Source organism: Turicibacter sp. GALT-G1, assembly GCF_025594995.1.
In the GTDB taxonomy this organism is placed as follows: Bacteria; Bacillota_I; Bacilli_A; order MOL361; family Turicibacteraceae; genus Turicibacter; species Turicibacter bilis.
This window is the reverse complement of record NZ_JAMQUS010000007.1, coordinates 38,768-50,456: the sequence shown is the minus strand read 5'-3', so window position 1 is coordinate 50,456 and position 11,689 is coordinate 38,768. Positions and strand designations below refer to the sequence as shown.

14 protein-coding genes are annotated in these 11,689 nt (G+C 35.3%); 13 read left to right on the top strand and 1 reads right to left on the bottom strand.

Annotated features, from left to right (window positions below):
* Positions 1-516 precede the first annotated feature (516 nt).
* The 11 genes from queD (at position 517) to NEH74_RS01135 (ending at position 9,839) form a co-directional block, all read left to right on the top strand.
* Positions 517-948, top strand: a complete 432-nt coding sequence (queD, locus tag NEH74_RS01185) for a 6-carboxytetrahydropterin synthase QueD (protein ID WP_055244484.1) — start codon at positions 517-519, stop codon at positions 946-948.
* A complete protein-coding gene (gene queE / locus NEH74_RS01180) occupies positions 948-1,616 on the top strand; it encodes a putative 7-carboxy-7-deazaguanine synthase QueE (protein WP_055244486.1) in 669 nt (222 codons plus the stop codon). The genes queD and queE overlap by 1 nt, the downstream gene beginning before the upstream one ends.
* A gap of 1 nt (position 1,617) precedes the next feature.
* Positions 1,618-2,214, top strand: a complete 597-nt coding sequence (gene folE, locus NEH74_RS01175) for a GTP cyclohydrolase I (protein WP_055305405.1) — start codon at positions 1,618-1,620, stop codon at positions 2,212-2,214.
* A 12-nt stretch (positions 2,215-2,226) separates the two neighbouring features.
* The gene (gene queC, locus NEH74_RS01170; RefSeq protein ID WP_055275419.1) at positions 2,227-2,886 is read left to right on the top strand and encodes a 7-cyano-7-deazaguanine synthase QueC; all 660 of its coding nucleotides are present in this window, start codon (positions 2,227-2,229) and stop codon (positions 2,884-2,886) included.
* 1 nt (position 2,887) lies between these two features.
* Positions 2,888-3,385, top strand: coding sequence for a preQ(1) synthase (queF, locus tag NEH74_RS01165; protein WP_055244492.1), 498 nt, complete (start codon positions 2,888-2,890; stop codon positions 3,383-3,385).
* Between the two features lie 71 nt (positions 3,386-3,456).
* Positions 3,457-4,956: a carboxypeptidase M32 gene (locus NEH74_RS01160; protein WP_055305406.1), complete on the top strand. Its 1,500-nt coding sequence runs from the start codon at positions 3,457-3,459 to the stop codon at positions 4,954-4,956.
* A 71-nt stretch (positions 4,957-5,027) separates the two neighbouring features.
* Positions 5,028-5,522 carry a GNAT family N-acetyltransferase gene (locus tag NEH74_RS01155; protein WP_238581285.1) on the top strand — a complete coding sequence of 165 codons (495 nt, stop codon included), beginning with the start codon at positions 5,028-5,030 and terminating at the stop codon, positions 5,520-5,522.
* Between the two features lie 187 nt (positions 5,523-5,709).
* Positions 5,710-7,206: a glycoside hydrolase family 32 protein gene (locus NEH74_RS01150; protein WP_055305407.1), complete on the top strand. Its 1,497-nt coding sequence runs from the start codon at positions 5,710-5,712 to the stop codon at positions 7,204-7,206.
* Positions 7,207-7,473: 267 nt separating this feature from the next.
* Positions 7,474-7,884 carry a methylglyoxal synthase gene (locus tag NEH74_RS01145; RefSeq protein WP_411040358.1) on the top strand — a complete coding sequence of 137 codons (411 nt, stop codon included), beginning with the start codon at positions 7,474-7,476 and terminating at the stop codon, positions 7,882-7,884.
* Between the two features lie 26 nt (positions 7,885-7,910).
* A complete protein-coding gene (locus NEH74_RS01140) occupies positions 7,911-8,372 on the top strand; it encodes a GNAT family N-acetyltransferase (protein ID WP_055244500.1) in 462 nt (153 codons plus the stop codon).
* 195 nt (positions 8,373-8,567) lie between these two features.
* Positions 8,568-9,839: an ISL3 family transposase gene (locus NEH74_RS01135; RefSeq protein ID WP_262940949.1), complete on the top strand. Its 1,272-nt coding sequence runs from the start codon at positions 8,568-8,570 to the stop codon at positions 9,837-9,839.
* 8 nt (positions 9,840-9,847) lie between these two features.
* Here NEH74_RS01135 and NEH74_RS01130 read toward each other — a convergent pair whose 3' ends face one another.
* A complete protein-coding gene (locus tag NEH74_RS01130) occupies positions 9,848-10,516 on the bottom strand; it encodes a phosphatase PAP2 family protein (RefSeq protein WP_055305581.1) in 669 nt (222 codons plus the stop codon).
* A 132-nt stretch (positions 10,517-10,648) separates the two neighbouring features.
* Here NEH74_RS01130 and NEH74_RS01125 point away from each other — a divergent pair, with 132 nt between their 5' ends.
* Both NEH74_RS01125 and NEH74_RS01120 read left to right on the top strand, forming a co-directional pair.
* Positions 10,649-11,305 (top strand): FMN-dependent NADH-azoreductase, encoded by a 657-nt coding sequence (locus tag NEH74_RS01125; protein WP_055244505.1) that lies wholly within the window; start codon positions 10,649-10,651, stop codon positions 11,303-11,305.
* Between the two features lie 13 nt (positions 11,306-11,318).
* The gene (locus tag NEH74_RS01120) at positions 11,319-11,630 is read left to right on the top strand and encodes a hypothetical protein (protein WP_055305580.1); all 312 of its coding nucleotides are present in this window, start codon (positions 11,319-11,321) and stop codon (positions 11,628-11,630) included.
* The last annotated feature ends 59 nt before the right edge of the window (positions 11,631-11,689 follow it).

Sequence of the window (11,689 nt, the reverse complement as noted above, 5' to 3'; positions counted from 1 at the left end):
CGAAAGAACCTCCTTTTTTTTATTTTGAAAAAAGATAAACACAACAAAAAAATATCAAAATCCGACAATTAACACGAAAAGAACACAAAACAGAGGGAGTTGTGTGGCATAATGATAAATGTCTTGAAGAACAAGACACTACCCTAATTTATATTTACGAAGTTCCCCCAAAAACTTCGTAATATTCTCTCTTTTCATCCCAATATTTATAAATCATCCCCTGTTTTGAGGTTCGAAAGAACCTCCTTTTTTTATGTCACGGTATTTTGAAATGAAGAAAAACTCGAATTATTACTTGTAAAAAATTAATATTAATGGTATAAATAGGTTGTTAATTTAAATAGACAGTTCATTCAGACCATCCTGTCTTTAAACAAAACTAGGCTCGTATAGATAAGAAACTATGGGCGCCTTTGTGCGCCCTTTTTTATTGCTATCATAGAAATAAAAGCTTCTTTTTGTATGTCTAGTTTTTCATACAAAAAGAAGCTTTTTTAAAATTAAGGGGAGAATGTTATGTTTACACTCAAAAGTGAAATTCAATTTGATATGGCCCATTATTTAAGTGGATATGTTGGGAAATGTAAGAATATCCACGGTCACCGTTATCGATTAGTTGTTAAAGTGTCTAGCCAAACTTTACATGAAAGCGGTCAATTACGCGGAATGGTAGATGATTTTTCGGAAGTAAAAGCTGTGTTAAAAGAAGTTCATGATTTATTTGATCATAAATTAGTCATTGAGGAAAATGAAGAAGGAAAGCGAGTGGTGGAAAAATTAAATGAATCAGGGAAAGTGTTTGAGATTTTATTTGTTCCTTATCGACCAACAGCTGAAGAAATGTCGCGTCATATTTTTAACGAGATTAAAAAACGAGGGGTACGAGTAACAGAGGTTGAGTTATTTGAAACGCCAACGAATAGTTGTATTTATACGGAGGAAGATTAATGTTTAATGTCATTGAAACGTTTGTCTCGATTGATGGGGAAGGGCCCACATCAGGAGAGTTAGCCACGTTTATTCGTTTTTCAAGTTGCAATTTAAAATGTATATGGTGTGATACAACCTATTCGTGGGATGGGACAGCTTGTATCACTAAGATGAGTACGAAAGAAATCTATGAGTTGATTAAAAAAGCAGGAACTAAAAATGTGACTTTGACCGGTGGTGAGCCACTCATTCAGCCAAATATCGAATGGTTATTGGATGCACTAGCTGAGGATGAGGCGCTGAGTATCCATGTTGAAAGTAATGGATCAATCGATATTACGGGGTTAAAGGAAAGGTATAAAAATTCTAATATTCATTTTATTTTGGATTATAAATGTCCTACTAGTAAGATGAGTGCGCAAATGTGTCATCAAAATTTAAATGTCGTTGATCAGCAAGATGTTTATAAGTTTGTCGTTGCTGGTTATGAAGATTTACATATGGCCTTATCGATTATTAAAAGTTATCATTTAACAAAAAAATGTCGCGTCTATTTGAGTCCCGTCACTGAGTTCATTGAACCATCAAAAATCGTTGAATTTATGAAAGAGCATCAATTAAATGACGTTCGTTTGCAATTGCAACTTCATAAATATATTTGGCCAAAAGAAATGAGAGGAGTTTAAGATGAAACGTCAGATTGATATTGAAAAAATTTCGAGTTGCATTAGAGAAATTTTAATCGCCTTAGGGGATGATCCTGACCGTGAGGGATTGAGAGACACTCCGAAGCGTGTGGCTAAAATGTATGAAGAAGTATTTGCCGGAATGACGTTGAGTAACGATGAAATTGCGCAGTTATTTGGAACGACCTTTGATGAAGAGGACATGGTTGAGCAATCATCTAATCGCTGTGTGATCGTTCGTGATATTCCAATTTTTAGTTACTGTGAACATCACCTAGCGTTAATGTACAACATGAAAGTTAGTGTCGCTTATTTACCGAAAGAAAAAATGATTGGATTAAGTAAGATCGCACGTATTGCTGATATGGTCGGACGACGCTTACAACTTCAAGAACGTATTGGTGAGGAAATTGCCGAGATTGTTGAAAAAATAACAGAAAGTGACGCCATCATTGTTATGATTCATGGTGAGCATAGTTGTATGACGTCAAGAGGAATTAAAAAGCCAGGAACGTTAACGACAACGGTGACTTACCGAGGCGAACGAATCAATCAGGATTCAGATTTAAGGCAAGAATTATTAATGTTAATGAAATAGGGAGTGAGAGAAATGAATCAAAAAGCGGTCGTGGTCTTTAGTGGAGGGCAAGATTCGACAACGTGTTTATTTTGGGCGATGAAGCAATTTGAAGAAGTGATTGCTGTTACCTTCGATTATAATCAACGTCACCTGGCGGAGTTAGATTGCGCTAAACGAATTTGTGAAGAGTTCGAAATTGAACATCATCTATTAGATATGTCATTATTAAACCAATTAGCGCCGAATGCGTTGACACGTCAAGATATTGACATTAAGACAGGAGAAAATGGCGGGTTGCCTTCGACGTTTGTTGAAGGGCGAAATTTGTTATTTTTAAGCTTTGCGGGCGTTTTAGCTAAAGTTAAAGGCGCAAAACATATCATCACAGGCGTTTGTGAAACAGATTTTTCTGGTTATCCAGATTGTCGAGATATGTTTATTAAATCATTGAATGTGACGCTTAATTTGAGTATGGATTATGATTTTGTCATTCATACACCGTTGATGTGGTTAGATAAAGCACAGACGTGGGAGCTAGCTGATCAGCTTGGGAAGTTTGAGTATGTTCGTGAGCATACTTTAACATGCTATCGTGGAATTAAAGGAAATGGGTGTGGAACATGTCCAGCTTGTGAACTTAGACAACGAGGACTTGAGACGTATTTAGCACGAAAAGGAGAGGGAAAATAACATGGCAGGACGAACAAAAGAAGAGTTAAAAGACATTACGTTACTAGGGAATCAAGGAACAACTTATCAATATTCGTATGATCCAACTATTTTAGAGGTGTTTGAGAATAAACATCCAAATAACGATTATTTTGTGAAATTTAATTGTCCGGAATTCACAAGTCTTTGTCCAATTACCGGACAGCCTGACTTTGCAACCATCTATATCTCGTATATTCCAGGAGAGAAAATGGTAGAAAGTAAGTCATTAAAGTTATATTTATTTAGTTTCCGTAATCATGGTGATTTTCATGAGGATTGCATGAATATTATCATGAAAGATTTAGTAAAGTTAATGGATCCAAAATATATTGAAGTTTGGGGGAAATTCACTCCACGTGGGGGAATCAGTATCGATCCGTATTGTAACTACGGTCGCCCAGGAACGAAATACGAACAAATGGCAAACTATCGCTTAATGAATCATGATTTATATCCAGAAAAGGTAGATAATCGTTAGTTAAATCTAGTTTAATACTCCTAAAATGTGGTAAGCTATCACGTAGAAGCCTAAAAAAGGAGGAGTATGTCATGAATAAAGAAGAAGCATTAAATTTTTTAAAAGAACAATTAAAAACGATGAATTATCTAGGTTCAACGTTAAGCATCGTATCATGGGATATGGAAGTTATGGCACCTAGTCAGTCCATTGATTATCGAAGTGAAGTGATGGGGTATTTATCGACACAATATCATCAATTAGCAACGGATTCTCGTATTGGAGAGGCTTTAGAGGCGCTTAGTAGTGAAACAAGTCTCACTCAACATGAGACGAAGCTAGTGGAAAACTTTAAAGATTCTTATGAAAAAAATAAAAAAATTCCTGAATCTTTACAGCGTGAACTAACAATTGCGATCTCAAAAGGAAGTCAATATTGGAAAAAAGCAAAAGAACAACAAAATTATGAGATTTTTAAACCGTACTTAAAACAGGTGATTGATCTTGCCGTAAAACAAGCTGAATGTGTAGGGTATGAAGGGCATATTTATAATGCTTTCTTAGATGATTTTGAAAAAGGAATGACGGTAGAAGAGTTAGATCGTATCTTCCCACCACTTCGAGATGGATTAGTAGCGTTGTTAGATAAAATCATGAAAGCGAAGCAAGATGAACCTCATCATCCAAAAGGGGAATTTGATAAAGGTCGTCAGGAGCAGTTATCCCTGATGCTTTTAGATGCGATGGGGTATGATTATAAAGAATCAGGACGTGTGGATGAGACGGAACATCCGTTTACCACATCTTTAGGACCCAAGGATGTTCGTATTACGACACATTATTATGAAGAAAGTATCGAAAGTGCGATTTTTAGTTCAGTTCATGAAGGGGGACACGCGATTTATGATCAAAATATGCCCCATCAGTTAGCGGAGTATGGAATAGATGAAGCACCATCGATGGGGATTCATGAATCGCAGTCTCGATTCTATGAAAATATAATCGGCCGTAGCCTTTCATTTTGGCGTGCGTTTTATCCAAAGTTACAAAAAATCTTCCCTGAGTATCAAGAGATTTCGTTAGAAGACTTTTACCGAATTGTTAATAAAGTGACACCATCACTTGTTCGTACAGAAGCGGATGAAGTGACGTATTCGTTACATGTGATTATTCGTTACGAAATCGAGAAGCTCATGGTTAGTGGTGCAGTAAGTGTAGATGAGTTACCAGCACTTTGGAATCAAAAATACGAAGAGTATTTAGGTATCACACCGCCGAATGATTCAGAAGGGTTAATGCAGGATGTTCATTGGTCGGAAGCTTTAATTGGGTACTTCCCGAGTTACGCTTTAGGGAATTTATATGGTGCTCAATTTTATCATCAAATGAAAAAAGATATTCCAAATGTCACTGAGCAGATTGAAGCGGGGGATTTAACAGAAATCTTTAACTGGTTGAAAACGAATGTTCATGAACAAGGAAATCTCTATACGCCAGCTGAGTTAGTCGAACGTGTGACAGGGGAACCATTGAATCCACAATATTTCCTAGATTATTTAAATGAAAAATATTCAAGAATTTATCATTTCTAATTTAATTAATTGAAGCGGGCAATGTATCATATACTCCAGTGAGGATTTATTTTATCACTGGAGTTTTTTTGATGGATTGGAGTGAGGATATGAAGTTAAAAATTAGAAAGATGAGTGAATTAGATGCCTTTAAAATATTATTTTGGCAGTATTCTCCCCCGTATGATTGGTATAATCTTGAAGGTTGTGAAGAATATTTAGAAGAGTTATTATATGATGAGTATTATTCAGTACTTAATCAGAAAGAACAGCTGATTGGCTTTTTCTGTTTTGGCCAATCGGCTCAAGTGTCAGCTGGAAAGATGGAAGGTTTTTATCGTGATCATGAGTATTTAGATATAGGGCTTGGTATGAATCCTTTATTATGTGGAAAGGGACATGGGGCAAGTTTTGTTCAAGTAGGAATGGCTTACGCTAAAAATCATTTTAAGGCTAAAAAGTTGAGGTTAACTGTGGCCGATTTTAATCAACGTGCCCTCAAGACTTATCAAAAGGTAGGGTTTAAAGAAATTGGGGAGTTTAATAGTCAAAATATTAAATTTAAAGTGATGAGTTATGAGGATTGAGTCGTCCAATAGACGACTTTTTTTGGTAATTAAATAGTGAAAAATTAACTAAAATTTTAATAAAAAAGTTGATAAAATATTAAAAATCTTATAAGATAAAAGGGTACCTAAAACGCTTTTATTAAAAGAAGGACTTTTCAGAGGAAGTGGACGTTTTTGGGGAGTAAGAAAAAGGAGTGTGGATAAAATGTTCATTGAAAAGGAACAGTTATTACAGGGAACAAGTGAAAAGTTACAGCAAGCTCGTGACTATGTAGAATCTAAAAAAGATGAGATTTTATCATTAAAGGAGCGCAATCAGTTTCATCATATGCCCGAAGTAGGATGGATGAATGATCCAAATGGTTTCTCAGTGTATCAAGGCGAGTATCATTTGTTTTATCAATACTTCCCATATGATGTCAAATGGGGACCGATGCATTGGGGCCATGTAAAAAGTCGTGATTTCATTAAGTGGGAGTACTTACCAGTTGCGATGGCGCCTGATCAAGAGTATGAAACAGGTGGATGCTTCTCTGGAAGTGCCTTAGAAGTGGATGGAAAACACGTTTTAATGTATACAGGACATACTAATCCAAATCCTGATGATGAATCTTGGGTCCGTCAAGTTCAGTGCTTAGCTGTTGGGGATGGGGTTAATTATCATAAGTATGTGAATAATCCAGTCATTAAGACCGAAGAAATGCCGGAGCATTCAAGTTTAACTGACTTCCGTGATCCAAAATTATGGGTTAAAGATGGAGTCTACTATTGTGTTTTAGGAAGTAAGAGTGATGAGAACAGTGCACGTGTGTTACTTTATAAATCAGTAGATTTAGTCCATTGGACATATGTTGGAATAGTAGGGGAAAGTAATCATGAATTTGGCTATATGTGGGAATGTCCAGATTTATTCCACTTAGATGGACAAGATGTGTTAATCATGTCACCACAAGGGGTTCCTGTTGAAGAATTTCGCCATAAAAATACGAATACAACGGTTTACTGTTTAGGAGAGTTAAACTATGAAACGGCTCATTTTGAGCGTCGTGTGATGGAAGAAATCGATTATGGATTAGACTTTTATGCTCCACAAACAACAGAGAGCTTAGATGGGCGTCGGATTATGATTGCTTGGATGCAATCATGGCATCAAAATATGCCAACCGATAAATACGGATGGGTGACGTCAATGACGATTCCCCGTGAATTAAGCATTAAAGGCGATGTCATGTATCAATGGCCAGTTCGTGAAATTGAGAAATATCGTAGTGGTCATATTGGTCATGAGTCAGTCATATTTGAAGGAAGTAAAACATTAGTAGGAGTAAAGGGACGTCATTTAGATCTGGAAATGGTCATTGACTTCAAAGAGGCAAAATATTTTGAAATTAAAGTCATGAAAGGTGAAGATCAAGAAACAAATATCGTGTATGACGTGGATCGTCATGTCTTAAGTTTTGATCGTCGTCAAAGTAGAAGTGGTATTGATGGATTAAACTATCGTGAAATGCCAGTTCCATTAGTAGACGGTAAGTTATCACTTCGTTTATTAATGGATACTTATTCAGTTGAGTTATTTGCTCAAGAAGGTGCACATACGATGACTTCAACGGTTTATTCGGACTTATGTGCAGAAGGAATTGAATTTATTGCAGATCGAACAGTAGAAATGACGGTTCATAAGTGGGAATTAAACGTGTAAAGAATCTATTTTATTAACTTAGTAAAATCGACTAAAGTACTTCCCCCTTAGCTTTAGTCGAAGTGCTAGGTTCGGAGATAGAGAGATGAAGATTTATCATGAAAAAATCAGATTTTGATAACTAAACTTTAACGTTAGTTGTCATGTCTTTTTTTAGTCTGTCAAAAAACGTAGAAATGTTTAGTTTGAAAAAGTTGGAATTACAAAATCAAAAATGGTAATATAGGTGTACGCCTAAGGAAACCATGTGAAATGAGGGTGAAGAACTTGGAACTAAATGTCGCATTAATCGCACACGATAAAATGAAAGATCAAATGGTGAATTTTTGTTATGCATATCAACATATCTTAAGAAACTATGGGTTGTATACAACAGGAACAACTGGAAAACGAATTGAAGAAGGGACAGCTTTAAGTGTCCATAAATTAGCATCTGGACCATTAGGTGGAGATCAACAAATCGGAGCGATGATTGTTACAGAAGATATTGATCTTGTCATTTTCTTACGTGATCCATTAACACCACAACCGCATGAGACGGATATTCAAGCTTTAATTCGTTTATGTGATGTTCATTATGTACCGATTGCAACAAATATAGCATCAGCAGAAATTTTTGTAAGAGCACTCGATAATGGCGATTTAGATTGGCGAAAATTAAGAAAAAAACATTCGTAACAAATGTGTTTGATAGGGGGGAAAACATGTTACAGGTCGTAAATATTAAACAAAGTCCTATCGGGACAGAGAAAGCTATTCAATATATTCAAAATGTTTGGAATCATCAAAATCAAGTGTCCCAGTTTTATGATGAAATCTGCCATTTATCACTAGCAGGTGACTCTTTAAATGATTTTTATGTGCTAGTCAATGATGAAAAAATTATTGGATGCTGCGGATTAATTAAAAATGATGTCTTAAAAAAGGCTGATCGATATCCTTGGATTACATCATTATATATCGATGAAGTTTATCGAGGGCGTAATTATGGGCAGTTATTAATGAATCATGTCATTCATCGTGCCCAATTACTAGGGTATCCTAAAGTTTATCTTACAACAGGGAAAACCGATTATTATCGCCGTCATGGATGGCGAGAATTAGAGAGCGACTTAAATGAAAAAACAAATAAGATTTATTACAAAAAATTAACTGAACAACGTTAATTATTTTTTTGAAGTTAACGGTAACCGGTTACTTTAGGTAAAGATCTTATGTTCAAAAATAAAAAGAAACTATGATTTAGAGTCTTCACCAGAAATGGTGCTTGACTAAATAAATGCTTATATTTACCTATAAAAAAAACATCTAAAATCTTGTACTTTAGTAAGTGCGACCAAACCAAAGTTAGGAGATTTTAGATGCACTTACATCATATCAATGATTTAATTCAATTACAAGATGTTACAGTCAGTAACTATTATATTTCAGAAGATCATGTTTTATTTTTAAGCCTGTGTCCAACAAAGAGTAAACAACCTTGTCCTTGTTGCCGTACTCAAGCATTTGTTATTTGTAAAGGTAGCCGTCAAAAACTACGTCAAGTTAGACATTTACGTTGTTTCAATCGTGAAACCATTTTATTGATTCCGATGAAGCGGCTTTTCTGTAAACAGTGTGAAGTTTCCTTTACCTATCAATATGCATTTTTGACAGGTAAAACTCGTTATACAAACGATTATAAACGTGAACTTTCTAAACCGTTAGTCGGTACCACTGTTAAACAACTAACAGATACGTTCAAGGTCCCTTACTCAACCGGTGAACGCTTCATTAAGCAACATCTTGCTCATTTAATTCCGTCTATTCAAAGAAAAGTGATCGCTGCTGCTCAAGGATCAACTCGGCTCATATTAGGCATTGATGATTTTGCGATTCGAAAAGGTCATACTTATAATACAGGATTTCATGACCTAAGAAATGGTAGCCTGTTAACATTAGTCATGGGAAGAACTTATCAAACGTTAATTCAAAATCAAGGCTTAATGAATCAACTCAAAGAATTGAAACCCTACGCTGTTGTGATGGATTTAGCACGTTCTTATCACAAATTTGTCGCTGAAGTTTTTCCTGATGCTATCCGAATTGCTGACCGATTTCATGTGAATCGTTATCTAACAGATGCCTTACAGGCTGTGAGAAGACGGATTAGTTTATCGCTAACACCGGAAAGTCGTAAATATCTGAAACGAAATAAAAACCTTATCGGTAAACGATATGATTCTTTGAGCGAGAAAGAAGAACGAAAATTAGGAAAACTTCTAAACTATTCAAAAGAACTGACGGAAGTGTATGCCATTAAAGAATCACTGATTAATTGGTATGAATTAAGTGATGAAACAAATTCTTATAGACGTTTAATTCAATGGATTGCTCGAGCTAAAGCCCTAAATATTCCTGAATTAACTGAAGCGCTTAAACCTTTTGAAAATTGGACAGAAGAAATTTCTAATTACCATAAGTGTCGTTACACAAATGGTTCAGTAGAAGGACAAAATAATCAAATTAAAACATTAATTCGAAGAAGTTATTTTCTTCCGAATCGAATGATCTATGAGAATAGAATCTTCTTAGAATGTAATGAACGATTTTTTATAGATGAATTAAGTGTCAAGAACCAATTTTGGTGTTGATCCATGATTTAAATCGTTTCTTTTTGATGTTCATCGTAATGGTCTTTTTTGGTATGAGAAAATAGATTAAATAAACAAAGGAGAATAGAAAAAACTACTATAGAGGCAAGCCAACCGCCTAATACATCTCCTACATAATGAACGTTAATGTAAACACGGCTAAATCCGATTAAAAAGGTATAAGCTAACAAGAAGGCACTCAATAAGTAAGCAATGAGCTTACGAGATAAAAAATGAAAAGAGAGATAGCTAAGTAACAGGGCTAGTGCTAAACTAATCATTGAATGACCACTTGGAAAACTGAAACCTGTTTCATGAATTAATGAACCAACGATTGGGCGCTGACGAAGATACAGGTGTTTTAAAAGGGTATTTGTTCCTGCGGTTAAAAGGATGAGTAAGAAGCTAAATAGAGCTTCTTTTTTTTGATGTTTGAAGACGAGAATAAACGTCAATATTAAGGTTAATACACTAATGGGAAATGGATTAGCGGTCTTTGTTAGTATGATCATGAGGGTATTTAAATGTGGGTTACGAAGACGGCTAATAAAGTTAAAGACAGACTGCTGGAAGTTTGTTAAATCTGATGTGAAAATATAGTCTGCCAGGATAAAAAAGCAGCCGCTTGAAATAACGGCGATTAGAAAAGGAATCATAGGATTCAATTGACGTTTCATAATGACGCTCCTTAGTTATGATATAGTTTTAGTATAACAAAAACTATCGAATTCACTCCAATGGATTTATTACATAATTGAATGCAGGATGTCTATACTAATATAGCAATTGATTAAAATCGAGGTGGCCACATGAAAAAGTTATTATATATCACAGTCAATTCCAAGCCAGAGACATTATCGGCAAGTCGAACTGTTGGACGTGCGTTAGTCAATGAGATTACCTCAACCTATCCTGAATTTGAAGTTGAGGAGTTAGATTTATATAAAGTCCATATTCCGAGACTTGAGTATCAATATTTTGCCTCACGTAATTGCATGGTTGAAAAAGAAGCTTTAGAGAAATTACCTCCAAAAGAGCAAGAAGAAGTTCATAAAATTGTAAAGCTATGTGATCAATTTAAAGAGGCTGATGTCGTTGTTATTGCCACTCCAATGTGGAGCTTGTCTTTTCCCGCTCCTTTAAAAGAATATATGGATTGTATTATTCAAGTGGGTAAAACAATCTCTTTTGAGGGAATGATGCCAAAGGGATTACTCGATGATAAACCAAGAACAGTTGTTTATGTTCAATCCTCAGGTGCTAATATCATGTGGATGATGAATCCATTATTTAATAAAGGCCTACATTACATTGAAGATATGATGAAATTCATGGGAATTAAGAAATTTGAAGAATTATTAGTTGATGGAACAGGTGAGACACCGGAAGAAAAAGAAAAAGCAATTGAAAAAGCGAAAAAGAAAATTAAGGCAGTTGTGAAACATCTAGAATTCGAAAAAGAATAAAGGAGGTATTTGAATGCAATTTTGTGTAAGAGATGAAGTTGAACATTTTGAAGAGAGTTTCCACCCTTATTATGATGCTATAAAAATTGATGAGGAGTACTTTGAAGATCGTGAAGGTCACGAGCGTGCAGCTATCACACTCGTTAAACAGTTACAAGAAAGAGTACACTTATATGGGATTATTACGTTTCCAGACGGTGGCGGTTATGATGTAGATTTTGTTTATGAAAATGATAATGCGGTTCCTGGAATCACAAAAAATCACTTTGGTAGCCGTGAAGAACTCTTAGAGGGCTGGAAAAACTTTTTAAGGTTATATAAATAAACGAAGAGGCTATCTCATGGAGGTAGCCTCTTTATCTAGGGAAGGTAGTCAAAAATAGA

Bases quoted from the DNA above. Each gene is read 5' to 3' on its own strand.
- queD (WP_055244484.1), top strand. From the start codon at position 517: ATGTTTACACTCAAAAGTGAAATTCAATTTGATATGGCCCATTATTTA.
- queE (WP_055244486.1), top strand. From the start codon at position 948: ATGTTTAATGTCATTGAAACGTTTGTCTCGATTGATGGGGAAGGGCCC.
- folE (WP_055305405.1), top strand. From the start codon at position 1,618: ATGAAACGTCAGATTGATATTGAAAAAATTTCGAGTTGCATTAGAGAA.
- queC (WP_055275419.1), top strand. From the start codon at position 2,227: ATGAATCAAAAAGCGGTCGTGGTCTTTAGTGGAGGGCAAGATTCGACA.
- queF (WP_055244492.1), top strand. From the start codon at position 2,888: ATGGCAGGACGAACAAAAGAAGAGTTAAAAGACATTACGTTACTAGGG.
- NEH74_RS01160 (WP_055305406.1), top strand. From the start codon at position 3,457: ATGAATAAAGAAGAAGCATTAAATTTTTTAAAAGAACAATTAAAAACG.
- NEH74_RS01155 (WP_238581285.1), top strand. From the start codon at position 5,028: ATGGATTGGAGTGAGGATATGAAGTTAAAAATTAGAAAGATGAGTGAA.
- NEH74_RS01150 (WP_055305407.1), top strand. From the start codon at position 5,710: ATGTTCATTGAAAAGGAACAGTTATTACAGGGAACAAGTGAAAAGTTA.
- NEH74_RS01140 (WP_055244500.1), top strand. From the start codon at position 7,911: ATGTTACAGGTCGTAAATATTAAACAAAGTCCTATCGGGACAGAGAAA.
- NEH74_RS01135 (WP_262940949.1), top strand. From the start codon at position 8,568: ATGCACTTACATCATATCAATGATTTAATTCAATTACAAGATGTTACA.
- NEH74_RS01130 (WP_055305581.1), bottom strand. From the start codon at position 10,516: ATGAAACGTCAATTGAATCCTATGATTCCTTTTCTAATCGCCGTTATT.
- NEH74_RS01125 (WP_055244505.1), top strand. From the start codon at position 10,649: ATGAAAAAGTTATTATATATCACAGTCAATTCCAAGCCAGAGACATTA.
- NEH74_RS01120 (WP_055305580.1), top strand. From the start codon at position 11,319: ATGCAATTTTGTGTAAGAGATGAAGTTGAACATTTTGAAGAGAGTTTC.